A 23,393-nucleotide genomic window follows, 5' to 3' on the forward strand; every position below is an offset into this window, starting at 1 on the left:
CGACGACGATCTTGGCGGAGGTGGTGGCGCGGCTGGGGGCGGCCGCGTTAGAGCTTGCGAAGTCCACTGAGGACCCTTTCGAGCAGCGTGACGTCAGGCGTACCGCCCGACTCGCCCGCCGCGGCGGGCTGGTGGATGGCGACCAGACCGGCTTCCGCCAGGTCTGCGACGAGGATGCGGGCCACCCCGAGCGGGACTCCCGCCAGCGCGGAGATCTCGGCGACCGACTTGACCTCGCGGCACAGCGCCACGATCCGCGCGTGCTCGGGGAGCAGCACGCCCGGCGCGTTGGTGCCGGTGGTCGAGATCAGGGCCTCGATGGCCAGCTGGTAGCGCGGCCGGGTACGTCCGCCGGTCATGGCGTACGGGCGGACCAGCGGCTGCTGCTCGTAGCCGTCCGACTGCTGGCCGCCGTAGCCGTTTCCGTACCCGTTTCCGTAATTGCCGGCGGGTGTCGGGGGCATGCGTCCTCCTTGTGCTGCAGTCGTTCGCGGCCGGAGCCCTGGGCCGGCCGGCTGACCGGATGTCAGCCACCGTGCCGCGAAGACTTGGGGGTGGGTGTGCCGGACCCGGGTTCGAGTGGGTCCGGCACGGTGAGGGTGGTACGAAGGAGCGGGAGGGACCGGACCGGCCGTCAGTGCAGCAGGCTGCCCTGGAGTTCGGCCCGCAGCGCCGGGGTGAGCACCGCGCCGGCCCGGTCGACCAGCAGGGCCATCTCGTAGCCGACCAGGCCGATGTCGGAGTCCGGCGAGGCGAGCACCGCGAGCGCGGAGCCGTCGCTGACGGCCATCAGGAACAGGAACCCGCGCTCCATCTCCACGACGGTCTGGTTGACCTCGCCGCCTTCGAAGATCCGGCTGGCGCCGGAGGTCAGCGAGGTCAACCCGGAAGCGACCGCGGCCAGTTGATCGGCGCGATCCCGGGGGAACCCCTCGGACATGCACAGCAGCAGACCGTCGGCGGAGACCACCACCGTGTGGGACACCCCGGGGGTGTTGTCCACGAAGTTGGTGATCAGCCAGTTCAGGTTCTGGGCGGCCTGGCTCATCATCTGACTCAACTCAACGCTCCTGGTGCTCGGGGCCGAAGCCGTTGTTGCCATCGGCGTCGAACTGGGCTCCCCGGTGGCCCTCGGACGTGCCGCCGAAGTCGAAGCCCGGCCGCTGCTGCGGCGCGGGACGGCCGGAGCCCGGCTGCTGCGAACCGGCCTGGCGGCCCTGCTGGATGCCGCGGCGCAGGTTGGTCAGCCGGCCGCGCACCTCCTCGGGGCTGCGCGAGACCTGCGGGCCCGTCAGCGGGCTGGCCTCGGCGCTGCCGGAGACCAGGTTGGCCTGCGGGGTGCGGCGAGGCAGCCCCGAGGTGGTCAGGCCGTCGGTCTGCGGCTCGCGCATCTGCTCGGCCCGGCGCCACCGCTCGTCGTTCGCGGACGGCCGCCACGGCGCGTCCGGACCGTCGGTCGGCTGCGGGGCCTGCTGCGGCTGCGGGGCCTGCTGGGCCTGCTGGGCCTGCTGGGGCTGCTGCGACGGCTGCTGCGGCTGCGCGGCCTGGGGGGCCGGGCGGTCCGCCACCGGACGCTGCGGGGCGCCCTGCGGGCCACCGGGCAGCGGGCGCTGCGGCATGCCCTGCGGACGCTGCTGCTGGAACGGCTCGCCCTGCGGCTGCGGCCGGGCGGCCTGCCGCTGCGGGGCCGGTGCCTGGGCCTGGGCCTGGGCCTGGGCCTGCGGGGCCGGCCGGGACTGCTGCTGGGCGTGCCCGGGCGCACTGGTACCGGGCCGCTGCGGCTGGTACCCCCGGGAACGGACCTGCTCATGGACCGGTTCCGGCGCGCCGGCCGACTCGCCGCCGGTCGGCAGCGCCATCGGCTGCGGCCGCTCCGCGAACTGCTGCGGGGCCGGACGCTCCTGCGGCGCCACCGCCGGCACGCCCTGACCCAACGGGTCCGGCAGCACCGGCTCCACCAGGCCGAGGCCCAGCGGGTCGCGCGGGTCGATGTCGGAGGCCTCGAAGCGCGGCCGGGCGAACCCGCCGGACTGGTCCGCCGGGGCGGCCTCCAGCGGCGCGGCCGGCTGCTGCGGCGGCAGCGGCCGGCGCGGCGGCAGCTGCTCGGCACGGCCGTGCTGGGTGGGCTCCCCGCCCGGACGGCTCTCCAGGCCGGGACGGCCCTCGGGCGCCGGACGCCCCTCGGTCGGACGGGTCCGCTCGGGACCGCCCAGCGGAGCCTGCGGGCCCTGGGGGGCCTGGGGACCCTGCGGACGACGCGGACCGCCCTGCGGCGGCTGAGGACGGCGCGGCGGAAGCCCGCCCTGGCCGCCCGGTCCGCCCGGCAGGCCCGGCGCACCGGATGCGCCCGGCACCCGCCGCGGCGGCAGCCCGCCGGCGGCCGGCGCACCGGCACCCGCACCCGGACCGGCACCCGCACCCGCACCCGGACCGGCCGGGGCGGACGGGCCGGACGCACCCGGCGCCGGGTTCTCACGCAGCGACTGGCCGACCGCACGGGTCGGCAGACCACCGGCGCGGCCGCCCTGGGCCGGGCCGGTGCCGAACGCGCCGCCGGGGCCGAAGCCGCCCTGCGCGGGCGCCTCGCTCGGCCCGCGCCGGCTGCCCGTGCCCGCCTGGCCCGAGGGCGCGGACGGGCCGGACGAAGCGCCCGGGGTGAACAGGTCGGGGCTGCCGCCCATCATCGGCCCCTGGCCGAGCTGCGGACGGCCGCCCTGGCCGCCCTGCCCGCCGGCCGCCGGGCCCTGGCCGAGCGCGGTGCGCGCACCGGGCAGGTCGCCCGCCGGGCGGCCCTGCTGACGCGGCGTCGGCGCGACGCCGCGCTGCGGCCGGCCGGCCTGGCCGGCCCCGGGGCCCGCGCCGGGCCGGCTGCCGCGCCGCTCGGCGGAGTTGGTGACGTCCACCGGCAGCATGACCAGCGCGGTGGTGCCGCCCGAGTCGGACGGGCGGAGCTGAATGCGGATGCCGTGTCGCAGGGACAGGCGGCCGACCACGAACAGACCCATGCGGCGGGACACCGAGACGTCCACGACCGGCGGGTTGGCCAGCCGCTCGTTGATGTCGGCCAGGTCGTCGGGGGAGAGGCCGATGCCGGTGTCGTGGATCTCGATCAGCACCCGGCCGTCCGGCAGGGCGTGGCCGGTGACCCGGACCCGGGTCTGCGGGGAGGAGAACGAGGTGGCGTTCTCCAGCAGCTCGGCGAGCAGGTGGACGAGGTCGTTGACGACGCGTCCGGCGACCTCGGCGGTGGGCACCGAGGCGAGTTCGATGCGCTCGTACTGCTCCACCTCGGAGGCGGCGGCGCGGAGCACGTCGACCAGCGGGACGGGGCGGGTCCAGCGGCGGCCCGGGTCCTCGCCCGCGAGGACGAGGAGGTTTTCGCCGTTGCGGCGCATACGGGTGGCGAGGTGGTCGAGCTTGAACAGCGAGGCCAGCTGGTCCGGGTCGGCCTCGCGGCTCTCCAGCTCGGAGATCAGCGACAGCTGGCGCTGGATCAGACCCTGGCTGCGGCGCGACAGGTTGGTGAACATCGCGTTGATGTTGCCTCGCAGCAGCGCCTGCTCGGCGGCCAGTCGGACCGCCTCGCGGTGCACCATGTCGAAGGCGTGCGCCACGTGGCCGATCTCGTCGGCGGAGTCGACGCCGACCGGCTCGACGGTGACGTCGACGTCGTGCGGGTCGCTCTCGGAGAGCGTCTTGACCAGCTCGGGCAGGCGTCGCTCGGCGACGTCCTCGGCGGCGGCCTGCAGACGGGTCAGCGAGCGCACCATCGAGCGGGCCACCAGGGCGGCGCCGGCGATGGCGACGACGAGCACCAGGGCGACCAGCGAGGCGTTGATGACCGACTCGGTGTCGATGTCGGACTGGAGCGCCTGGGCCTTGCCGTCGAGGACGTTGAGCAGGTTGTTCTCGATGGTCTTCTCGGCGTTGACCTTGGCGGTCGACTTGTCGAACCAGTCCTTGTAGGACGAGTTCTCGGTCTGCTTGATGCCGTTGGTGTTCAGCGCCGCCTTGGAGAACCGGTCGGCCTCGGCGACGACCTGGTTGTAGCTCATCGCGGCACGCAGCGCGCGGGCCTCGCTCTCGCCGTAGATGGCGGTGAAGTTGGCGAGCGCGTTGTCCTCGGAGCTCATCAGGCGGACGCCGAAGGTCTCGTCGGAGGCCGACATCGACGGGCCGCCCGGGTTCGCGAGCGCGGCGCTGATCAGCGCGCGCTGCATCGAGGTGTACTCCTTGGCCGTGGAGAACTGGAACAGCGCACGGGTGGTCTTGATCAGCTCGGTCGAGTTCGAGGTGATCGCGATGTCCTGGGTGGCGCCGATCAGGTCCTTGATGATCACGTCGTAGTTGGTGATCGTGGCCTGGATGTTGTCGGGGCTCTTGAACGCGCCGGTACGGGCCCGGGGCAGCGTGTTGAGGTCCTTGCGGACCTGCAGCAGCAGGGTCTTGGAACCGGCCAGGTCGAGGTTGTCGAACTTGTCCGCGCTGGCGTTGAAGGTCTTCGACAGCGTGTTGGTCTGCTTGTACGCGTCGGAGATCTCGGGGTCCGTGTCGGCGGAGCCGCCGGCGGCCAGCGGGCCGGCCGAGACGTCGCGCTCGTACTGCAGGGCGTTGGCCAGGGCGGTGGCGTTGCGGGCCAGTTCGGCCAGGTCGCTCATCTGGGACAGCTGGCGGGAGTTCTCCATGGAGGTCTGCACGCGCAGACCGCCGAGCACCAGCGAGACCGCCACGGGCAGGAAGAGCAGCGCGATCAGACGGGTGCGGATTCGCCAGTTGCGCATGGCGAAGCGGCTCACGCCGGTGGCCCGACGGCGGTTGAGCGTGCCGCGCAGCTTGGCGCGGCGGCTCTGCTTGTCGGCCGGCGCGCTGCTGCCGTCCTGCTGCTTGGGCGCGCTCTCGGCGCCTGGGGAACTGCTGTCGGCGGCGGCCTCGGCTGGGGCGCCGAACGGCCGCTCACCCTGGCTTGTCGTCGGTGCCGCCTGGTGGGGGCCGGACACGGGCTCCCGCGACTCCGGCTCACCCGCGGCGCCGTTGCCCCTCTTGAAACGTCCCTGCACTGGCGTCGCAACCTCTGGACCGGGCGCCCTTCCCCGCCGGGCGGAGAGAGAGCGGTGTCGAGTTTTTCCGTGGCATTCCAGCACAGCAGGGGAAGTCCAACAAGGGCCGTTACGACTCGGTGTCCAGGGCTACCCGCTGCGTGCAACGTCTCACGTTCCGTGTTGTTGGCTGCTCGGAATACGGTCCTTTTCGGACACTCGCCGCAGTCATGTCAATAAAGAGGAAGATCGGCTTGTGCGGCAAATGTCCGAGATATCCACAATGGTGGATTTTTCCATTGGTCCGGAATCGTCACTTCCGTGCCCATTGCGGCGGTAATTGTGAGCAAACTCACAGTCGAATGTGTAGCTTCGGTCACGGCCGCTGTGGAATGGGCTCCCTAACCTGGCAGGGTTGACCGGAGCCTGCCCAGCGGCAGGCCCGCGCAAAAGTCCGTTCGAGCGAAACAAGGTGCAGACGCAAATGTCCGAGACGACCCCGACGGCCACCCCCTCCACGGCCAACCCGCGCCGCACCACCCTGGCCTCCGTCGCGGACTTCTCCCAGCTGCCCGGCTTCGGCGACCGCACCCCCCGCGCGTACGCCGCCACCCTGCCCGGCGCCACCGCCAACCCGCGCCGCACCGTCCTGATGGCGGCACCGGCCCCCCGCCTGCCGCAGGACTGACCACAGCGCCGATAACCTGGTGTCACAGCCGGGCCCGGTACTGCGGGCTCGGCAACCGCCCGGGAGCGTCCGGGCGGCCGACGAACCGAGAGGTTGCAGGGCTGTGCGTATCGCCAGGTTCTCCGTCCGTGAAGGGAGCCCCGCGGCGGGCTCGGTCTCCTTCGGAATCATCGAGGGGGACGCCGCACAACCCGAATCGCTGGTGGTGCACACCCTCGCCGGCCACCCCTTCGGCACCCCCCAGCCGACGGGCGAGACCCACCGCCTGCAGGACGTCCGCCTGCTGGCCCCGATGCTCCCCAGCAAGATCGTGGCGGTCGGCCGCAACTACGCCGACCACGCCGCCGAACTGGGCAACGACGTCCCGCCCGTCCCGCTGACGTTCTTCAAGCCCTCCACCGCCGTCATCGGCCCCTCCGAGTCCATCGCGTACCCGCCGTTCTCCTCGGACGTCCAGTACGAGGCCGAACTCGCCGTGGTGATCGGCCGGATGTGCCGCGAGGTGCCGCTCGACCGGGTCCCCGAAGTGATCTTCGGCTACACCTGCGCCAACGACGTCACCGCCCGCGACGTGCAGCAGCGCGAGGGCCAGTGGGCCCGCGCCAAGGGCTTCGACACCTCCTGCCCGCTCGGCCCGTGGATCGAGACCGACCTCGACCCCGCCGACCTGGCCGTCACCTGCACCGTCAACGGCGAGCTCCGCCAAGCCGGCCGCACCTCCCAGATGGCCCGCTCGGTCGCCGAACTGGTCGCGCACATCTCCGAAGCGATGACCCTGCTCCCGGGCGACGTCATCCTCACCGGCACCCCCGCAGGTGTCGGCCCCCTGGCCATCGGCGACGAGGTCGCCGTCTCCGTCGAAGGCATCGGCACCCTCGCCAACAAGGTCGTCAAGCGATGAAGGATGCAGTAACCGTGTCTGACAAGAACCCCGACGTCCGGGTCCGCTTCTGCCCGTCCCCGACCGGGAACCCGCACGTCGGCCTGGTCCGCACGGCGCTCTTCAACTGGGCCTACGCCCGCCACAACGGCGGCACCCTGGTGTTCCGCATCGAGGACACCGACGCCGCCCGCGACTCCGAGGAGTCCTACAACCAGCTGCTCGACGCCATGCGCTGGCTCGGCTTCGACTGGGACGAGGGCCCGGAGATCGGCGGCCCGCACGCCCCCTACCGCCAGTCGCAGCGGATGGACATCTACGCGGACGTCGCCAACCGCCTGCGCGAGGCCGGCCACGCCTACCCCTGCTACTGCACCACCGAGGAGCTGGACGCCCGCCGCGAGGCCGCCCGCGCCGCCGGCAAGCCCTCCGGCTACGACGGCCACTGCCGCGACCTGACGGCCGACCGGATCGCCGTCTACGAGCAGGAGGGCCGCCCGTCGATCCTCCGCTTCCGGATGCCCGACACCACGCTGTCCTTCGACGACCTGGTCCGCGGCCCGATCTCCTTCGACCCGAAGGACGTCCCCGACTACGGCATCGTCCGGGCCAACGGCGCCCCGCTGTACACCCTGGTCAACCCGGTCGACGACGCCCTCATGGAGATCACCCACGTCCTGCGCGGCGAGGACCTGCTCTCCTCCACCCCGCGTCAGATCGCCCTCTACGCCGCCCTCGCGGACATCGGCGTCGGCAACGGCGCCACCCCGCGCTTCGGCCACCTGCCGTACGTGATGGGCGAGGGCAACAAGAAGCTCTCCAAGCGCGACCCGCAGGCCTCGCTCAACCTGTACCGCGAGCGCGGCTTCCTGCCCGAGGGCCTGCTCAACTACCTTGCCCTGCTGGGCTGGTCGCTCTCCGAGGACCGCGACATCTTCGACATCGACGAGATGGTCGCCGCCTTCGACATCGACGACGTCAACGGCAACCCGGCGCGCTTCGACCTCAAGAAGGCCGAGCACATCAACGCCGAGCACGTCCGCCGGCTCGCCCCCGAGGAGTTCGTCAACCGCCTGGTGCCCTACCTTCAGGCCGCCGGGCTGCTCCCCGCCGAGCCGACCGCCGAGCAGCTCGAACTGCTCGGCAAGGTCGCGCCGCTCACCCAGGAGCGGATGATCGTCCTCTCCGAGATCGTCACGATGGCCGGCTTCCTGTTCGTCGCCCCCGCCGACTTCACGGTCGACCCGGAGGACGGCGCGAAGGTGCTCAACGCCGACGCCCGGCCGGTCCTCGAAGCCTCCGTCAAGGCGCTCACCGAGCTGACGGACTTCACCCCCGACCCGATCCAGGCCGCGCTGCGCGAGGCCCTGGTCGAAGGCCTCGGCATCAAGCCCAAGTTCGCCTTCACCCCGCTGCGGGTGGCCGTGACCGGGCGTCGGGTCTCGCCGCCGCTGTTCGAGTCCATGGAGCTGCTGGGCCGCGAGGAGACGCTGCGTCGCCTGCTCGCCGCGCTGGAGCTGCTGCCGGCCTCCTGAGCCGCGACCAGGCCCCCTGAGGGCCCGTCCGACCCCCTGCGGGCCAGGTCCTTGACCTGGCCCGCAGGTGTCCGGCGCACGGCCTGCGGTTATCGATTTTGGAGCCGGGCGGGGCGTCGGGTAATGTTCTTTCTGCGCCGCCCGGGCAAGGGAGGCGCAAGACACCGAGGAAGGTCCCTGCAAGGGGGTTGAACTCTGGTGGGGTATGGTGTAATTGGCAGCACGACTGATTCTGGTTCAGTTAGTCTAGGTTCGAGTCCTGGTACCCCAGCGCAGTACGCAAGTGCAGCAAAGCCCCCGTTGTGTAGCGGCCTAGCACGCCGCCCTCTCAAGGCGGTAGCGCCGGTTCGAATCCGGTCGGGGGTACGCAATTCTTGACAATTGCAGAATGAATGAGACACGCCCCCGTTGTGTAGCGGCCTAGCACGCCGCCCTCTCAAGGCGGTAGCGCCGGTTCGAATCCGGTCGGGGGTACTCTCATTCGCGCTAGGGCCCCCGTTGTGTAGCGGCCTAGCACGCCGCCCTCTCAAGGCGGTAGCGCCGGTTCGAATCCGGTCGGGGGTACTTTTGGGGTATGGTGTAATTGGCAGCACGAGTGATTCTGGTTCATTTAGTCTAGGTTCGAGTCCTGGTACCCCAGCCAAGAAAAGCTCATAGAGTAGTGAACAAGCTCCGGGAAACCGGGGCTTTTTTGCGTTCCCCACCCACCCCGCCCGCCCACCCACCCGTGCACCCCCAGCCCACGTGCACCACGGCGCTTCGCCTGCCTGCGGCGCTTCGCCTGCGGCTTGCTGTGGAGGGTCGGCTCCTTCGGGCGGCCGTGCTTTGCCGGCCCGGCTGGTCTCACGTCGGTGCCTACCGTGCTCCATCTGTCTGGGGTGCTCGGGTCCCGGTGCGGAGTGGGTGGTCGACTCGTCCGGGGGTCGGCCTCAACTCGTGGTTCTCGTAGGCCTGCCGTGCTTCGTTGGCTGTGGGTTCCGTCTCGCTGAGGTTCCGAGGGGCTGTCCGCCCCAAACGCGTCTGCCCCCGGCGGGAGGGCCGGGGGCAGGTGGGCGGGTGGGGGTCTCAGCTGCGGCGGAGGGCCTCGGTGAGGCGGTTGGCGGCTTCGATGATGGCCTGGGCGTGGAGCCGGCCCGGGTGGCGGGTGAGGCGTTCGATGGGGCCGGAGACGGAGACGGAGGCGACGACGCGGTTGGAGGGGCCGCGGACGGGGGCGGAGACGGAGGCCACGCCGGGTTCGCGTTCGCCGATGGACTGGGCCCAGCCGCGGCGGCGGACGCCGCTGAGCGCGGTGGCGGTGAACCGCGCGCCCTGGAGGCCGCGGTGGAGGCGCTCGGGCTCTTCCCAGGCGAGCAGGACCTGCGCGGCGGAGCCGGCCTTCATCGGGAGGGTGGAGCCGACCGGCACGGTGTCGCGCAGGCCCGAGAGACGCTCGGCCGCGGCCACGCAGATCCGCATCTCGCCCTGGCGGCGATAGAGCTGCGCGCTCTCGCCCGTCACGTCGCGCAGGTGCGTGAGCACCGGCCCGGCCGCGGCGAGGAGCCGGTCTTCGCCTGCGGCGGCGGAGAGTTCGGCGAGCCGGGGGCCGAGAATGAAGCGGCCCTGCATGTCCCTGGTGACCAGGCGGTGGTGTTCGAGCGCGACGGCGAGTCGGTGGGCGGTGGGCCGGGCCAGACCGGTGGCGGCGACCAGCCCCGCCAGCGTGGCGGGGCCCGACTCCAGTGCACTCAGCACCAGAGCGGCCTTGTCGAGAACGCCGACGCCGCTAGTGTTGTCCATGTCTCGATACTGCAGTCTCAATCAGCGAGACGCAAGTTCAATCTTCCGGGAAAACCGCCACTCTGGAGTCAGCAGCCCGGGAGAACACCCAGCGCGGAACCGTACACGGTGTCCGGATGCTGGACGGTCCGGCGTGCGGGTCACGATGCCGAGCAAGCCTTACACGGCGGCACGGGACAAGACCTCGACGATCACGAGAAGGCCGGCAGAGCGGCCGGCTGGAGGGAATCCGATGGGACGGACACTCGCAGAGAAGGTCTGGGACGACCACGTCGTCCGGCGCGCCGAGGGCGAGCCCGACCTGCTCTACATCGACCTGCACCTGCTGCACGAGGTGACCAGCCCGCAGGCGTTCGACGGGCTCCGGCTGGCCGGCCGTCAGGTGCGCCGTACCGATCTGACGATCGCCACGGAGGACCACAACACCCCCACCCTGGACATCGACAAGCCGATCGCCGACCCGGTCTCCCGGGTGCAGCTGGAGACGCTGCGCAAGAACGCCGAGGAGTTCGGCGTGCGCATCCACTCTCTGGGCGACGTCGAGCAGGGCGTGGTGCACGTGGTCGGCCCGCAGCTGGGTCTGACCCAGCCGGGCATGACCGTGGTGTGCGGCGACTCCCACACCTCCACCCACGGCGCTTTCGGTGCACTGGCGTTCGGCATCGGCACCAGCCAGGTCGAGCACGTGCTGGCCACCCAGACGCTGCCGCTGGCCCCGTTCAGGACCATGGCGATCACCGTCGAGGGCGAGCTGCCCGAGGGCGTCACCGCCAAGGACCTGATCCTGGCCGTGATCACCAAGATCGGCACCGGCGGCGGCCAGGGCTACGTCCTGGAGTACCGCGGTTCGGCGATCCGCAGCCTCTCCATGGAGGCCCGGATGACGATCTGCAACATGTCCATCGAGGCGGGCGCCCGGGCCGGCATGATCGCCCCGGACCGCACCACCTTCGACTATCTGCAGGGCCGTCCGCACGCCCCGCAGGGCGCGGACTGGGACGCCGCGGTCGCCTACTGGGAGACCCTGGCCACCGATGAGGACGCGGTGTTCGACGCCGAGGTGTTCATCGACGCCGCCGAGCTGACCCCGTTCGTCACCTGGGGCACCAACCCGGGCCAGGGTGCGCCGCTGGGCGCCAGCGTGCCGAACCCGGCCGACTTCGAGGACCCGCAGGAGCGGATCGCCGCCGAGAACGCCCTGAAGTACATGGGCCTGGAGGCCGGCACCCCGCTGCGCGAGGTCAAGGTCGACGCGGTGTTCGTCGGCTCCTGCACCAACGGCCGGATCGAGGACCTGCGCGCCGCGGCCGCCGTCCTGGAGGGTCGTCGGATCGCCGACGGCGTGCGGATGCTGGTCGTTCCGGGCTCCGTCCGGGTCGCCCTGCAGGCCGTCGAGGAGGGCCTGGACAAGGTGTTCACCGCCGCGGGCGCCGAGTGGCGGCACGCCGGCTGCTCGATGTGCCTGGGCATGAACCCCGACCAGCTGGCCCCGGGCGAGCGCTGCGCGTCCACCTCGAACCGCAACTTCGAGGGCCGCCAGGGCAAGGGCGGGCGCACCCACCTGGTCTCTCCCCAGGTCGCCGCGGCCACCGCGCTGGTCGGCCGTCTGGCCGCACCGTCCGACCTGCCGAACAACGTTGCCGTGGAGGCCTGAGCCATGGAGAAGTTCACCACCCACACCGGCCGCGCCGTTCCGCTGCGCCGCTCGAACGTGGACACCGACCAGATCATCCCGGCGCACTGGCTGAAGAAGGTCACCCGTTCCGGCTTCGAGGACGGTCTGTTCGAGGCCTGGCGCAAGGACGAGGAGTTCGTTCTCAACCGCCCCGAGCGCCAGGGCGCCTCGGTCCTGGTGGCGGGCCCCGAGTTCGGCACCGGCTCGTCCCGCGAGCACGCCGTCTGGGCGCTGCAGAACTACGGCTTCCAGGCCGTCGTCTCCTCCCGTTTCGCCGACATCTTCCGCGGCAACTCGCTGAAGAACGGCCTGCTGACGGTGGTTCTGCTGCAGGAGACCGTGGAACGGCTCTGGGAGTTGACGGAGGCCGACCCGACGGTGGAGATCACTGTCGACCTGGAGGCCCGCGAGGTCCGCGCGGAAGGCGTCACCGCTCCGTTCGAGCTGGACGACAACGTGCGTTGGCGGCTGCTGAACGGCCTGGACGACATCAGCATCACCCTGCAGAACGAGGCCGATGTCGCGGCGTTCGAAGCGACGCGGCCGAGCTTCAAGCCGCGTACCCTCCCGGCTGTCTGAGTCTCCGCTTTTTGACACGCAGACAACACAGCCGGACAACAAGACCCGCCCCCCTCCGGGGCGGGTCTTCGTTGTTCGCAGGGGAGTTCGTCAGCCGGGAATAGACCCTGGTTCAGCGCAACTGCGTACAGATGGCACAATCGTTGCATGCACCACAACCCCGAACCGCCGTACGCAGGTGGCGAACCCGCGTCCTCGGAGGGTCGGGAGGGTGCTGCCGACTCGGAAGTCACCCTGCTCCACGCACTGGTGGCCGAGCGGTTGAAGCAAGCCCACGCCCGCGTTCACGCGCTGAACGTGTCGACGGACGCAAAGACCGCTCTCACCCGACAACTGCTGATCGTCACCGAGACCGCCAAGCGTGATCTCCCGGAGGCGGCACGGCGGTTGAGTCGCTTTGTGCAGGACCTCGACGAGGGGCGGATGCCGCCCCGGTGAGCACCTCCATGCGCAAATACGTTGCGACACTAGGGTGATTCACGCGTTTGGTAATTGAAAGTCCGCAGATACATACCTAACGTGCGAAAAGAACGGATGGAATCATCCGGCGCCCGTTTCCGAAGGGGAAGACGTGAACAAGGCTCAGCTTGTCGAAGCGGTGGCCGAGCAGCTGGGCGGTCGCAAGGCTGCCGCAGAGGCCGTCGACGCAGTGCTCGACACCATGGTGCGTGCCGTCGTGGCGGGTGACCGGGTGTCGGTCACCGGTTTCGGCACCTTCGAGAAGGTGGAGCGCTCGGCGCGCTTCGCCCGCAACCCGCAGACCGGTGAGCGGGTCAAGGTCAAGAAGACCGCCGTGCCGCGGTTCCGCCCCGGCCAGGGCTTCAAGGACCTCGTCTCCGGCAGCAAGAAGCTGCCGAAGGAGGGCCCGTCCGTGAAGAAGGCCCCCAAGGGCTCGCTGACCCCGGGCAAGTCCGGCGTTGCCGCCACCCCGGCCGCCAAGCGCGCCGCCACCAAGCGTGCTGCCGCTGCCGCCGCCCCGGCGACCAAGAAGGCCGCGGCCAAGAAGGCGACCACCGCCAAGACCGCCGCCGCCAAGAAGACCGCCACCACGGCGGCGAAGAAGGCCACCGCGGTCAAGAAGGCCACCACCACCAAGACCACCGCGGCGAAGAAGACCACCACCGCGGCCGCCACCAAGAAGGCCGCGGCCAAGAAGACCGCTCCGGCGAAGAAGACCACCGCGCGCAAGACCACGGCGCGCAAGTCCACCGCCAAGTAAGTCGCACCGAGCCCGGTGCCGGACAGCCGGCGCCGGGGCGGCCAGGCCGTGACGGCCCCACGCCAGGGAACCCGGACCTCCGGAGACCCGGGACGGGGCCGTCGCGGCCTTTTCGCGCCCTGCAACGGCCGATGGAACGGTCTGTGCAACGGTCTGTGCAACGGCCGATGCAACGGTCTGTGCAACCATCCCGCGCCGCCTCGCGCGCGATGCCGAGTGCGACGCCGAGTGTGACACCGGGTACGGCTCTCCGGGCCGACGGCCGGGAAATGCGTCGGGCCGGAAGGAATTACTCCGGCTGTTCCACCGGCAGCTCGTAGATGATCTCCCAGCGGGAATCCGGAATGACCAGATCCGCGGTCTCCACCGCTCGGCCGGAGTCGTCCAGATACGTCCGCTCGATCAGCATCACCGGGTCGCCGGTGCCGATCCCGAGCAGATTCGCCTGCTCCGCCGTCGCCCGCCCCGGGCGCGGGCGTTCCTCCGCGCGCACCACCCGGATGCCGATGGAGGCCATCCGCTGCACCACGCCCCGGCCGGCCAGCGGCCCCAACTCCGGGAGCAGGACGGGAGTTCCGGCGGTGATCGCCATCGGCTCCCAGGACTCGGCGAGTTGGACCGGCTTGTGCTCCAGCATGAACTCGTAGCGGGTGTGCACCGTCAACTCGCCCGGTTCCAGGCCGAGTCGGCGCGCGACGGCCGGCGGCGGCTCCACCCGGGAATCGCTGTGCGACTCCCAACTCCCGTCCGGCACAGCGGAAGCCGGGAACGCGGCGGCCGAGCGCACGCGCCGCATCGGACGCCGCTCGACCGGCTCGCGCAGGTAGGTGCCGGAACCCGCCCGCCCCTCCAACAGGCCTTCGGCGATGAGGACTTCCATCGCCCGCTGGAGCACGTTGGCCCCGACGCCGTAGTTCACGGCCAACTGCGCACGGGACGGCAGCCGCTCACCGATCGCCCACTCCTCGTTCTCCACGCGGCGGCGCAGATGGTCCGCGATGCGGAGGTACGGCGGGTCCTGTGACGGCATCTGGCATCTCCCGGCGGAAGGCGAGACCTGCCGGGCTGCGGCAGGACGGGTGATTCAGCTTGACAATCTAATGCATCAGGTGGAATCTAATGGCTTAGATTCACTTTGCGTGATCGGCCGACTTCGGGGGAGGGGCGTGACGTGCGAACCACCAGGGTGTTCGACCTTGCATCCAGGCTCGCCGCCGCCACCGGGGCCGAAGCCCGGATCCGCCGCCTCCCCGGCGGCGGCTACCGGATCGAAGCCACCCTCGCCGAAAACCCGGACGCCGAGGCCCACCTGGTGCTTCTCGACGTCCTCACCGAGGCCGACCGCTACGGACATCGCCACACCGCCCGGTCCGACACCATCTGGGCCGAACTCGACCCGCCCCAGGAGCCGCCGTGAAAGGCCCGCAGACCGGATACGCCGCCAGCATCGAAGGCATCACCGAAACGACCTCGTTCGCGTCCCTCGCGGACGCGCTCGCCTCACTCTGGGGCACGCTCCGCACGCTCCCGCTGGGGTGGACGCAGTACGAGGCCTACCGCTACTTCTTCGGCCCCGACGCCGCGCAGCGCACCGAGGGGTTCCTGGCCAGGGACGGCCACCTGCTGCTGAGCTTCGTCCTGCTCGGCCACAACCGCCAGATCAGGGTGGTCCCCACCAGTGACGGCCCGCTGCAACCCGCCCCGAAGCGCCTGGAGTTGCTCAACACCCCGGCCGTGATGGCGCTCTGCCTGCACGACACGGTCGGGTTCCCCGACCCGGAGGAGCGCCTCCCGCGCAGCGCCTGACCGACGCCCCGGCCGGCGGGGCGTCAGACGGACTCGGGGTCCGGGAAGGTCGGGAGGGTGAGGAAGACGACGCGGCGGGCGGGGCCCTCGCCGGCGGTGCGGATGCGCAGCCGCTGGCCGGGGCGGAGCAGCCGGAGGCCGCCGGCGTCGAAGGCCGGGGCGTCGAACGGGAGGGGGGTGCCGTCGTCGAGCAGGACCGAGCCGGAGCGGGTCGTGGGGTCGTAGGTGAACGCGGTGGCCTGCATGGGAAGCAGCATAGAGCTTCGGAGCAGGGCGTCGGTGGCCGGGCCGAGGCCGAGTTCGTGGGCCGCGGCCAGGTCCTCGGGGGTGTCGACGTCCTGCCGGACGGACGGCACGTCGAGGAGCCTTATCTCGGTCGCCCCGCCGGCCGCGTGCCGCTCCCGGGAGCCCGGCCCGAAGGACGGGCGCAGCGGCGCGCCGGCCGGTGCGGCGAGCAGTACCGTCCCGGTGCCGAGGGCGTCCGCGAGGAAGGCCCGGCCGTGCGGGGGCACGGCGGCCAGCACGCGGGCGAGTTCGGCGGGCCGCAGCGCCGGCAGGTCCGCGCAGAGGGTGGCGACGGGGGAGCGGGGGCGTAGCCGGTGCGCGGCGGAAGTGCCGTGCAGGAACGCCCGGTTGAGGCCGTCGCCGGGTTCGTCGTCGAGGACGGTCGCCCCCAGCGCGCGCAGCGCACTCGCGGCGCGCGGATCCCGTCCGACCACCAGTACCCGTCCGACCGCGGGGCAGGCGAGCGCCGCGGCGACGGTGTCGAGCGCGAAGGCCAGCGCGAGTCGGGGCCGCAGCTCGCCGAGCGCCGACAGGCGGCTCTTCCCCTCGCCGGGCGGCTTCAACGGGACGACCATGGTCCAGTCGGACGATGCCGCCGCAGCGTCCGGCCGCAGCTCGGACCGGCTGCCCGGCCCCGCCCCCGGGGCGGACGGGCGGTCGGCGGCGGGGCGTACGGTGTCCTCTGTCATCGGCGTCATTGTGGCGTCCGCCGGGGAGGCTTGGCCACCGGCTCCGGATCGCGCCCGGGGCGGTCGGCAGGTCACCGGTCGGCCGGTGGCGGTGGTGGCTGCTCGACACGGACTTCCCTCGCGGGTGAGACTGGTCGGCGCCTCGGAGCCGCTGCCCGGCCCCCCGGCGAGGGAGAGAGACCAGCGGCACCGCCCGGGCGGGACGCCGCGCGAAAGAGGAGGAGCTGGGTGGCCCGCCGCTCTAACGCCAGGTTCGGAAACGGCGACTACGGGATCTGGTACCGCCTGGCGGCCGCGCTCGTGAAGCCGGTGACAAACGCCCTGGCGACGACGGACTGGCGGGGTTGGGAGCACCTGCCCGCGAACGAGGGCTTCATCGCGGTGGTGAACCACAACTCGGTGATCGACCCGGTGTTCTACGGGCACTGGCAGTACAACTCGGGCCGCCCGCCGCGGATACTCGCCAAGTCCTCGCTGTTCCAGGTGCCGTTCATCGGCTTCATGCTGCGCAAGACCGGCCAGATCCCGGTGTTCCGGGAGTCCACCGACGCCGCGGACGCGTTCCGGGCCGCGATCGAGGCGGTCAACTCCGGGCAGTGCGTGCAGTTCTACCCGGAGGGCACCCTCACCCGGGACCCGGACATGTGGCCGATGACCGGCAAGAGCGGCGCCGCCCGGGTCGCGCTGATGACGGGCGCGCCGGTGATCCCGGTCGCGCACTGGGGCGCGCAGGAGATCATCCCGCCGTACGGCAAGGGCGGCAGGGGCAAGTACCACCTGTTCCCGCGCCACAAGGTGACGGTGGCGGCCGGCCCGGCCGTGGACCTCAGCAAGTACCAGGGGCAGGAGATCACCGCCCAGGTGCTCCGCGACGCCACCGACGACATCATGGCGGCGATCACCGCCGTGCTGGAGGGGATCCGCGGCGAGCAGGCCCCCGCCGAGCGCTACGACATGCGCAAGGCCGCCCGGGAACGGGCCACGGCCGCCGAGGCCAAGCGCGAGCGCGCCGCCGAGGAGGGCGGCCGGTGACCCGCTGCGCCGTGATGGGGACGGGCTCCTGGGGCACCGCCTTCGCGATGATCCTGGCCGACGCCGGCTGCGAGGTGACCCTGTGGGGCCGCCGGCAGGAACTCGCCGACGCCATCAACAAGGAGCACGTCAACCCGGACTACCTGCCGGGCCGGGCACTCCCGCCGTCGATCCGGGCGACCACCGACGCGGCCGCCGCGCTGGCCGGCGCGGACTTCGCGGTGCTCTCGGTGCCGTCCCAGACGCTGCGCGACAACCTCGCGCACTGGGCGCCGCTGCTGGGCCCGGACACCGTGCTGGTCAGCCTGATGAAGGGCATCGAACTCGGCACCGCGAAGCGGATGAGCGAGGTCGTCGAGGAGGTCGCGCAGGTCGGTCCGGAGCGCGTCGTGGTGGTGTCCGGCCCCAACCTGGCCGGCGAGATCGCCAACCGGCAGCCCGCCGCCACCGTGGTCGCGTGCACCGACGAGGAGGTCGCCAAGCGCTTCCAGAAGGCCTGCCACACCCCGTACTTCCGCCCCTACACCAACACCGACGTGGTGGGCTGCGAGCTCGGCGGCGCGGTGAAGAACGTGATCGGCCTGGCGGTCGGCATGGCCAACGGCATGGGCCTGGGCGACAACACCAAGGCCACCCTGATCACCCGCGGGCTGGCCGAAACCACCCGCCTCGGCCTGCGCCTGGGCGCCGACGCGCACACCTTCGCGGGCCTCGCGGGCATGGGCGACCTGGTGGCGACGTGCTCCTCGCCGCTGTCCCGGAACAACACCTTCGGCACCAACCTGGGCCGCGGCATGACGCTCGCCGAGACCATCGCGGCGACCAGCCAGACCGCGGAGGGCGTGAAGTCCTGCGAGTCGGTGCTCGACCTGGCGCGCCGCAACGGCGTGGAGATGCCGATCGTCGAAGCGGTGGTCGACGTCGTCCACAACGGCCGTCCGACGCAGGAGGTGCTGGAGGGCTTGATGGCCCGTTCGGCCAAGCCGGAGCGCCGATGACCGGAATCGGACGGTAGTCTCAACGCCGTTATGAGCATCGAACAGACCTCCCCGAACCAGTCGGCCAAGCCGCGCGTCGCGATCGTCTTCGGCGGTCGGAGCTCCGAGCACGGCGTGTCCGTGGTCACCGCCGCCAGCGTGCTGCGCTCGATCGACCGCAGCAAGTACGAGGTGCTGCCGATCGGCATCACCCACGAGGGCCGCTGGGCCCTGGTCGGCGACGAACCCGCCCGGATGACGATCACCGACGGCCGGATGCCCGACGTCGACCAGGTCGCCGAGTCCACCGAGGGCCAGGTGGCGCTGCCCGTCGCCCCCGGCAACCGGGACGTCGTGTGGAGCGAGCCCGGCGCCGCCCCCAAGGTGCTCGGCGAGGTCGACGTGGTGCTGCCGCTGCTGCACGGCCCCTGGGGCGAGGACGGCACCCTGCAGGGCCTGCTGGAGCTCTCCGGGGTGCCGTACGTCGGCTCCGGCGTGCTGGCCAGCTCGGTCGGCATGGACAAGGAGTTCACCAAGCGGATCATCGAGTCGCTCGGCCTGTACGCGGGCGAGTACACGGTGGTCAAGCCGCGCGATTGGCAGACCGAGGACGGCCGCGCCGCCGCCCGCGAGCGGATCGCCGCGCTCGGCCTGCCGCTGTTCGTCAAGCCCTGCCGGGCCGGCTCCTCGATCGGCATCACCAAGGTCAAGGACCTCGCCGACCTGGACGCCGCGATCGACGAGGCCCGCCGCCACGACCCCAAGGTGATCGTGGAGAAGGGCGTCGAGGGCCGCGAGATCGAGTGCGGAGTGCTGGAGTTCGAGGACGGCCCGCGTGCCTCGGTGCCCGCCGAGGTGCTGGTCGACGCCGACTTCGAGTTCTACGACTTCGAGGCCAAGTACATCGACTCCTCCGAGGTCGAGATCCCGGCCAGGCTCACCGACGCCGAGCGCACCGAACTCCAGCGGCAGGCCGTCGAGGTCTTCGAGGGCCTCGGCTGCGAGGGCCTGGCCCGGGTCGACTTCTTCCTGCTGAACGACGGCCGGTGGATGGTCAACGAGATCAACACCATGCCCGGCTTCACGCCGATCTCCGCCTACCCCAAGATGTGGGAGGCCACCGGCGTGCCCTACGCCGAGCTGATCGACCGCCTGCTGGCCGCGGCGCTGCGCCGCTCCACCGGCCTGCGCTGACGACGCCCGGCTGCCGACGCCAGGGCCTGTCGACCGGACAGGCCCTAGGCGTCGGCGCCGAAGCACTCCGACTCGGCCTTGTCGTTGATCACCGGGATGGTCGACCGGATGGCGTCCGAGAAGGAGCTCAGCGGGTCCGCGTAGTTGGGGTACGCGCCGGACCGGACGTGCACCTCCACGTACGCCTTGCGCAGTCCGGTGGCGAACCAGTAGCCGCCCTGGCCGTCCTCGTTCACGCCCCAGCTGACCTCGTCGATGCACGGGCCCATCCGGGCGGAGTTCAGGTAGTCCGGCCGGTCCCCGCCGCAGGTCAGCACGGTGCGGGGCGAGGACGCCCAGGCGGCGGTGTACGGCGAGGCCGGGGACGGGTCCTTGCGCGGGTGGCCGAGCACGTCGCCCGGCAGCTTCGCGTCCAGCGCCCGGCAGTACTCGGCGGCCTGGGCGCTCGGCGTCGGCGGCGCCACGTCCGGGTCGCCATTCCAGAACGCGACCAGCCCCGCCGTCACGGCCAGCAGGACGGCGGGGGGTCCGAACCAGCGGACCGGCGCGGGGAGGCGGTTCAGGAGGTCGCGAGAAGACACCCGTCGATGGTAAGCGCCCCTACAGGCGGACCACCGGACAGGTGAGGGTGCGGGTGATCCCGTCCACCTGCTGCACCTTCGCCACCACCAGGCGGCCCAGTTCGTCGATCGACTCCGACTCGGCCCGGACGATCACGTCGTACGGGCCGGTGACGTCCTCGGCGGTGAGCACGCCGGGGATCTTGGCAATGGACTCGGCGACCGCGGTGGCCTTTCCCACCTCGGTCTGAATCAGGATGTACGCCTGCACCACGGTGGACCTCCAGGCGGCTGGGTGGGGGGAGTTGCTGACCGGCAGTCTGATCACCACGCTACCGCGCGACAGCGGCACAGGGGAGACCTCCGCACCCTCCGAGGGCGTACGCTGCCGCGCGGGGGGCGCACCCCAGACGGATCACGTGAAGAACGCGGGAGGACGGGCTGATGCAGGGGACCGTGGGCGAGCTCGGCGAGTTCGGGCTCATCCGGGAACTGACCGCGCGGCTGCCGATGACGCCGGCGGTGGAACTCGGGCCCGGTGACGACGCCGCCGTCGTCAAGGCCCCCGACGGCCGGGTGGTCGCCACCACCGACGTCCTCATCGAGGGCCGGCACTTCCGCCGCGACTGGTCCACCGCGTACGACGTGGGCCGCAAGTGCGCCGCGCAGAACCTCGCCGACATCGCCGCGATGGGCGCCGTCCCCACCGCCCTGCTGCTCGGCCTGGTCGCCCCCGCCGACCTGCCCACCACCTGGGCCACCGAACTGATGGACGGCCTGCGCGACGAATGCCAGGTCGCCGGGGCCACCGTGGTCGGCGGCGACGTGGTCCGCGGCGACACCATCACCCTCGCCATCACCGCGCTCGGCGACCTCCAGGGCCGGCGGCCCGTGGTGCGCTCCGGCGCCCAGGTCGGCGACGTCGTCGCCGTCACCGGCTGGCTCGGCTGGTCCGCCGCCGGCCTGACCGTCCTGCAGCGCGGCTTCCGCTCCCCGCGGGCCTTCGTCGAGGCGCACCGCCGCCCGGAACCGCCGTACCACGCCGGCCCCGCCGCCAGCGACCTCGGCGCCACCGCCATGGTCGACGTCTCCGACGGGCTGGTCGCCGACCTCGGCCACGTCGCCCGGGCCAGCGCCGTCGACATCGACCTGCACGCCGCCGACTTCGACGTCCCCGCGCAGATGGCCGACATCGGCCAGGCCGTCGGCGTCGACCCGCTGGTGTGGGTGCTGTCCGGCGGCGAGGACCACGCGATCGTGGCGACCTTCCCCAAGAGCGTCCAACTCCCGTCCCGCTGGCGGAAGATCGGCGAAGTGGTGCGCCCGGCCCGGACCGGCCGCGGGGGAGTGGTCACGGTCGACGGCGCCCCCTGGGACCGCACCGCCGGCTGGGACCACTTCGCCGAACAGTAGGCCTTGTGGCTCCCCGGGGGCAGCGCGCCGACCGCGTAGGGTGACGGATGTCGGGCGGGCCGACCGCCTCGACGGCCCGGTCCACCTACGCGGGGGCCCGCGGCCCCCGGGAGCAGGAGAGCACAGCCACCATGCGCATCGGCGTTCTCACCAGCGGCGGCGACTGCCCCGGACTCAACGCGGTGATCCGCTCCGTCGTGCACCGCGGCACCGACGTCCACGGCGACGAGATCATCGGCATCGAGGACGGCTTCCTCGGCCTGATCGAGAGCCGCACCCGCCCGATCTCGCACGACGACGTCACCGGCCTGCTCACCCTCGGCGGCACCATCCTCGGCTCCGCCCGGGTGCAGCGCGAGAAGATCCGCTGGGCGGTCGAGAACTCCGCCGAACTCGCCGCCCGGATCGGCATCGACGCCCTGATCGCGATCGGCGGCGAAGGCACCCTCACCGCCGCCAAACTCTTCAGCGACGCCGGACTCCCCGTCGTCGGCGTCCCCAAGACCATCGACAACGACATCGACGCCACCGACGTCACCTTCGGCTTCGACACCGCCGTGCACGTCGCCACCGAGGCCATCGACCGCCTCAAGACCACCGCCGAGTCCCACCAACGTGTCATGGTCGTCGAGTTGATGGGCCGCCACACCGGCTGGATCACCCTCACCGCGGGCATGGCCGGCGGCGCCCACGGCATCCTCATCCCCGAGAAGCCCTTCGACATCGAAGCCGTCGCCCGGATGATCGAGGACCGCTTCCGGCGCGGCAAGAAGTTCGCCATCGTCGCCGTCGCCGAAGGCGCCCAACCCCTGCCCGGCACCCTGCGCTTCGAACACGGCGAAGTCGACCGGTTCGGCCACCGGACCTTCGGCGGCATCGGCACCCGGCTCGCCGTCGAACTGGAGAACATCCTCGGCAAGGAGGCCCGCCCGGTCATCCTCGGCCACACCCAGCGCGGCGGCACCCCCACCGCACTCGACCGCGTCCTCGCCACCCGCTTCGGCTGGCACGCCGTCGAAGCCGTCCACCAAGGGGCCTTCGGACACTTCACCGCACTGCGCCGCACCGAGATCCACCTCACCCCGATCGCCGACGCCGTCGTCCAGCTCAAGACCGTCCCGGCGGGCCGCTGGATCGAATCCGAGGCCGTGCTCTGACGCGAATCCGCCGGTGGGTAGGTTGGGGCGCATGACCATCAACACCGCCCCGCCCCGGGTGCTCACCGTCGCCGGCTCCGACAGCGGCGGCGGTGCCGGCATCCAGGCCGACCTCAAGGCGATGCTCGCCCTCGGCGTCCACGGCATGAGCGTCATCACCGCCGTCACCGCGCAGAACTCGCTCGGCGTCCAGGGCTACTGGGAACTCCCCGCCGAAGCCGTCCGCGCCCAGTACCGCAGCGTCGTCGACGACATCGGCGTCCAGGCGATCAAGACCGGCATGCTGGCCTCTATCGAACTCGTCGAAACCGTCTCCGCGCTCCTCGCCGACGCCCCCGCCCCCGTGGTCGTCGACCCCGTCGGCGTCTCCAAGCACGGCGACGCGCTGCTCGCCGCGGAGGCCGTGCTCACCGTCCGCGAGCGCCTCCTGCCGGTCGCCGACCTGGTCACCCCCAACCTGCACGAAGTGACCCAACTCACCGGCCTCGAGGTCACCGGCGAAAGCGACATGCTGGACGCCGCGAAGGCGCTCCGCGACCTCGGCCCCCGCTGGACCCTCGTCAAGGGCGGCCACCTCGAAGGCGAAGCCGCCGACCTCCTCCTCGGCCCCACCGGCGAAACCCACTGGTACCGGGCCCCCCGCCACGACAACCGCCACACCCACGGCACCGGCTGCACCCTCGCCAGCGCCATCGCCGCGCAGCTCGCCAAGGGCGACGAGATGCCGGAGGCGGTCGCGAACGCCAAGGCCTACGTGACGGGCGCCATCGAACACGGCTTCCCGCTCGGCGCCGGCATCGGGCCGGTGGACCACTTCTGGCAGGCGAGAAGCTAGGACAGGGGCTCGGGGAACGGCGGGGCCACGACCGCAGACCCGGCCCCGCCGTTC

22 protein-coding genes, 5 tRNA genes and 1 pseudogene are annotated in these 23,393 nt (G+C 71.9%); 20 read left to right on the plus strand and 8 right to left on the minus strand.

Annotated features, from left to right (window positions below):
* Positions 1-47: 47 nt before the first annotated feature.
* The 3 genes from ACFV4P_RS35160 to ACFV4P_RS35170 form a co-directional block, all read right to left on the minus strand.
* On the minus strand, positions 48-464 hold the full coding sequence (locus tag ACFV4P_RS35160) for a DUF742 domain-containing protein (RefSeq protein ID WP_380477568.1): 417 nt from the start codon (positions 462-464) through the stop codon (positions 48-50).
* Between the two features lie 170 nt (positions 465-634).
* Positions 635-1,048 (minus strand): roadblock/LC7 domain-containing protein, encoded by a 414-nt coding sequence (locus tag ACFV4P_RS35165; RefSeq protein ID WP_030057391.1) that lies wholly within the window; start codon positions 1,046-1,048, stop codon positions 635-637.
* Between the two features lie 13 nt (positions 1,049-1,061).
* Complete coding sequence (locus ACFV4P_RS35170) at positions 1,062-4,997, minus strand: nitrate- and nitrite sensing domain-containing protein (protein WP_380477569.1); 3,936 nt, start codon at positions 4,995-4,997, stop codon at positions 1,062-1,064.
* Positions 4,998-5,520: 523 nt separating this feature from the next.
* Here ACFV4P_RS35170 and ACFV4P_RS35175 point away from each other — a divergent pair.
* The 8 genes from ACFV4P_RS35175 to ACFV4P_RS35210 all read left to right on the plus strand — a co-directional run bounded on the left by ACFV4P_RS35175 (position 5,521) and on the right by ACFV4P_RS35210 (position 8,782).
* Positions 5,521-5,724 carry a hypothetical protein gene (locus ACFV4P_RS35175; protein WP_073814010.1) on the plus strand — a complete coding sequence of 68 codons (204 nt, stop codon included), beginning with the start codon at positions 5,521-5,523 and terminating at the stop codon, positions 5,722-5,724.
* Between the two features lie 103 nt (positions 5,725-5,827).
* Positions 5,828-6,625: a fumarylacetoacetate hydrolase family protein gene (locus tag ACFV4P_RS35180; protein ID WP_380477570.1), complete on the plus strand. Its 798-nt coding sequence runs from the start codon at positions 5,828-5,830 to the stop codon at positions 6,623-6,625.
* A complete protein-coding gene (gene gltX, locus ACFV4P_RS35185; RefSeq protein WP_380477571.1) occupies positions 6,622-8,139 on the plus strand; it encodes a glutamate--tRNA ligase in 1,518 nt (505 codons plus the stop codon). The genes ACFV4P_RS35180 and gltX overlap by 4 nt, the downstream gene beginning before the upstream one ends.
* A 199-nt stretch (positions 8,140-8,338) precedes the next feature.
* A tRNA-Gln gene (locus ACFV4P_RS35190) sits at positions 8,339-8,410 on the plus strand.
* A gap of 22 nt (positions 8,411-8,432) precedes the next feature.
* Positions 8,433-8,505: transfer RNA gene (locus ACFV4P_RS35195), tRNA-Glu, on the plus strand.
* A 35-nt stretch (positions 8,506-8,540) separates the two neighbouring features.
* A tRNA-Glu gene (locus ACFV4P_RS35200) sits at positions 8,541-8,613 on the plus strand.
* 17 nt (positions 8,614-8,630) lie between these two features.
* Positions 8,631-8,703 (plus strand) — tRNA-Glu (locus tag ACFV4P_RS35205).
* A gap of 4 nt (positions 8,704-8,707) precedes the next feature.
* Positions 8,708-8,782, plus strand: a tRNA-Gln gene (locus ACFV4P_RS35210).
* Between the two features lie 422 nt (positions 8,783-9,204).
* Here the strand turns inward: ACFV4P_RS35210 and ACFV4P_RS35215 are convergent.
* Positions 9,205-9,918 carry an IclR family transcriptional regulator gene (locus ACFV4P_RS35215; protein WP_073813998.1) on the minus strand — a complete coding sequence of 238 codons (714 nt, stop codon included), beginning with the start codon at positions 9,916-9,918 and terminating at the stop codon, positions 9,205-9,207.
* A 232-nt stretch (positions 9,919-10,150) separates the two neighbouring features.
* Here ACFV4P_RS35215 and leuC point away from each other — a divergent pair, with 232 nt between their 5' ends.
* The 4 genes from leuC (at position 10,151) to ACFV4P_RS35235 (ending at position 13,391) form a co-directional block, all read left to right on the plus strand.
* On the plus strand, positions 10,151-11,572 hold the full coding sequence (leuC, locus tag ACFV4P_RS35220; RefSeq protein ID WP_380477572.1) for a 3-isopropylmalate dehydratase large subunit: 1,422 nt from the start codon (positions 10,151-10,153) through the stop codon (positions 11,570-11,572).
* Between the two features lie 3 nt (positions 11,573-11,575).
* Positions 11,576-12,172 carry a 3-isopropylmalate dehydratase small subunit gene (gene leuD, locus ACFV4P_RS35225; RefSeq protein WP_380477573.1) on the plus strand — a complete coding sequence of 199 codons (597 nt, stop codon included), beginning with the start codon at positions 11,576-11,578 and terminating at the stop codon, positions 12,170-12,172.
* A gap of 147 nt (positions 12,173-12,319) precedes the next feature.
* Entirely contained in the window at positions 12,320-12,610 is a 291-nt protein-coding gene (locus tag ACFV4P_RS35230; protein ID WP_380477574.1) for a hypothetical protein, read from the plus strand.
* 133 nt (positions 12,611-12,743) lie between these two features.
* The gene (locus tag ACFV4P_RS35235; RefSeq protein ID WP_380477575.1) at positions 12,744-13,391 is read left to right on the plus strand and encodes an HU family DNA-binding protein; all 648 of its coding nucleotides are present in this window, start codon (positions 12,744-12,746) and stop codon (positions 13,389-13,391) included.
* 289 nt (positions 13,392-13,680) lie between these two features.
* Here ACFV4P_RS35235 and ACFV4P_RS35240 read toward each other — a convergent pair whose 3' ends face one another.
* Entirely contained in the window at positions 13,681-14,421 is a 741-nt protein-coding gene (locus tag ACFV4P_RS35240; protein WP_380477576.1) for a GntR family transcriptional regulator, read from the minus strand.
* Positions 14,422-14,562: 141 nt separating this feature from the next.
* Here ACFV4P_RS35240 and ACFV4P_RS35245 point away from each other — a divergent pair, with 141 nt between their 5' ends.
* Together ACFV4P_RS35245 and ACFV4P_RS35250 are read left to right on the plus strand one after the other, a co-directional pair.
* Entirely contained in the window at positions 14,563-14,808 is a 246-nt protein-coding gene (locus ACFV4P_RS35245) for a hypothetical protein (protein WP_380477577.1), read from the plus strand.
* Positions 14,805-15,197: a hypothetical protein gene (locus ACFV4P_RS35250; protein WP_073813979.1), complete on the plus strand. Its 393-nt coding sequence runs from the start codon at positions 14,805-14,807 to the stop codon at positions 15,195-15,197. Before ACFV4P_RS35245 ends, ACFV4P_RS35250 begins: the two co-directional genes overlap by 4 nt.
* 239 nt (positions 15,198-15,436) lie before the next feature.
* Here ACFV4P_RS35250 and cofC read toward each other — a convergent pair.
* A pseudogene (gene cofC, locus ACFV4P_RS35255) lies at positions 15,437-16,057 on the minus strand (2-phospho-L-lactate guanylyltransferase); the annotation flags it as partial.
* Between the two features lie 342 nt (positions 16,058-16,399).
* On the opposite strand from cofC, the gene ACFV4P_RS35260 reads away from it, so the two are divergent.
* From ACFV4P_RS35260 to ACFV4P_RS35270, 3 genes are read left to right on the plus strand one after another with little or no spacing between them, the layout of a single operon-like run.
* Complete coding sequence (locus tag ACFV4P_RS35260; RefSeq protein ID WP_380477578.1) at positions 16,400-17,203, plus strand: lysophospholipid acyltransferase family protein; 804 nt, start codon at positions 16,400-16,402, stop codon at positions 17,201-17,203.
* Positions 17,204-17,217: 14 nt separating this feature from the next.
* Positions 17,218-18,201, plus strand: coding sequence for an NAD(P)H-dependent glycerol-3-phosphate dehydrogenase (locus ACFV4P_RS35265; RefSeq protein ID WP_380477583.1), 984 nt, complete (start codon positions 17,218-17,220; stop codon positions 18,199-18,201).
* Positions 18,202-18,231: 30 nt separating this feature from the next.
* On the plus strand, positions 18,232-19,374 hold the full coding sequence (locus ACFV4P_RS35270) for a D-alanine--D-alanine ligase family protein (protein WP_380477579.1): 1,143 nt from the start codon (positions 18,232-18,234) through the stop codon (positions 19,372-19,374).
* A gap of 44 nt (positions 19,375-19,418) precedes the next feature.
* Here ACFV4P_RS35270 and ACFV4P_RS35275 read toward each other — a convergent pair whose 3' ends face one another.
* Together ACFV4P_RS35275 and ACFV4P_RS35280 are read right to left on the minus strand one after the other, a co-directional pair.
* The gene (locus ACFV4P_RS35275) at positions 19,419-19,955 is read right to left on the minus strand and encodes a DUF3515 domain-containing protein (RefSeq protein ID WP_380477580.1); all 537 of its coding nucleotides are present in this window, start codon (positions 19,953-19,955) and stop codon (positions 19,419-19,421) included.
* A gap of 19 nt (positions 19,956-19,974) precedes the next feature.
* Positions 19,975-20,208 (minus strand): Lrp/AsnC family transcriptional regulator, encoded by a 234-nt coding sequence (locus ACFV4P_RS35280; protein WP_073813971.1) that lies wholly within the window; start codon positions 20,206-20,208, stop codon positions 19,975-19,977.
* 170 nt (positions 20,209-20,378) lie between these two features.
* On the opposite strand from ACFV4P_RS35280, the gene ACFV4P_RS35285 reads away from it, so the two are divergent.
* The 3 genes from ACFV4P_RS35285 (at position 20,379) to thiD (ending at position 23,339) form a co-directional block, all read left to right on the plus strand.
* The gene (locus ACFV4P_RS35285) at positions 20,379-21,347 is read left to right on the plus strand and encodes a thiamine-phosphate kinase (protein WP_073813969.1); all 969 of its coding nucleotides are present in this window, start codon (positions 20,379-20,381) and stop codon (positions 21,345-21,347) included.
* Positions 21,348-21,478: 131 nt separating this feature from the next.
* Complete coding sequence (locus ACFV4P_RS35290) at positions 21,479-22,504, plus strand: ATP-dependent 6-phosphofructokinase (RefSeq protein WP_380477581.1); 1,026 nt, start codon at positions 21,479-21,481, stop codon at positions 22,502-22,504.
* A 31-nt stretch (positions 22,505-22,535) separates the two neighbouring features.
* Positions 22,536-23,339: a bifunctional hydroxymethylpyrimidine kinase/phosphomethylpyrimidine kinase gene (thiD, locus tag ACFV4P_RS35295; protein ID WP_380477582.1), complete on the plus strand. Its 804-nt coding sequence runs from the start codon at positions 22,536-22,538 to the stop codon at positions 23,337-23,339.
* Positions 23,340-23,393 lie beyond the last annotated feature (54 nt).

This window comes from Kitasatospora sp. NPDC059795, from assembly GCF_042732175.1.
Lineage (GTDB): Bacteria > Actinomycetota > Actinomycetes > Streptomycetales > Streptomycetaceae > Kitasatospora.

Bases quoted from the DNA above. Each gene is read 5' to 3' on its own strand.
- ACFV4P_RS35270 (WP_380477579.1), top strand. From the start codon at position 18,232: ATGAGCATCGAACAGACCTCCCCGAACCAGTCGGCCAAGCCGCGCGTC.
- ACFV4P_RS35285 (WP_073813969.1), top strand. From the start codon at position 20,379: ATGCAGGGGACCGTGGGCGAGCTCGGCGAGTTCGGGCTCATCCGGGAA.
- ACFV4P_RS35290 (WP_380477581.1), top strand. From the start codon at position 21,479: ATGCGCATCGGCGTTCTCACCAGCGGCGGCGACTGCCCCGGACTCAAC.
- ACFV4P_RS35160 (WP_380477568.1), bottom strand. From the start codon at position 464: ATGCCCCCGACACCCGCCGGCAATTACGGAAACGGGTACGGAAACGGC.
- leuD (WP_380477573.1), top strand. From the start codon at position 11,576: ATGGAGAAGTTCACCACCCACACCGGCCGCGCCGTTCCGCTGCGCCGC.
- ACFV4P_RS35165 (WP_030057391.1), bottom strand. From the start codon at position 1,048: ATGAGCCAGGCCGCCCAGAACCTGAACTGGCTGATCACCAACTTCGTG.
- ACFV4P_RS35230 (WP_380477574.1), top strand. From the start codon at position 12,320: ATGCACCACAACCCCGAACCGCCGTACGCAGGTGGCGAACCCGCGTCC.
- ACFV4P_RS35265 (WP_380477583.1), top strand. From the start codon at position 17,218: ATGGGGACGGGCTCCTGGGGCACCGCCTTCGCGATGATCCTGGCCGAC.
- gltX (WP_380477571.1), top strand. From the start codon at position 6,622: ATGAAGGATGCAGTAACCGTGTCTGACAAGAACCCCGACGTCCGGGTC.
- leuC (WP_380477572.1), top strand. From the start codon at position 10,151: ATGGGACGGACACTCGCAGAGAAGGTCTGGGACGACCACGTCGTCCGG.
- ACFV4P_RS35175 (WP_073814010.1), top strand. From the start codon at position 5,521: ATGTCCGAGACGACCCCGACGGCCACCCCCTCCACGGCCAACCCGCGC.
- thiD (WP_380477582.1), top strand. From the start codon at position 22,536: ATGACCATCAACACCGCCCCGCCCCGGGTGCTCACCGTCGCCGGCTCC.
- ACFV4P_RS35215 (WP_073813998.1), bottom strand. From the start codon at position 9,918: ATGGACAACACTAGCGGCGTCGGCGTTCTCGACAAGGCCGCTCTGGTG.
- ACFV4P_RS35240 (WP_380477576.1), bottom strand. From the start codon at position 14,421: ATGCCGTCACAGGACCCGCCGTACCTCCGCATCGCGGACCATCTGCGC.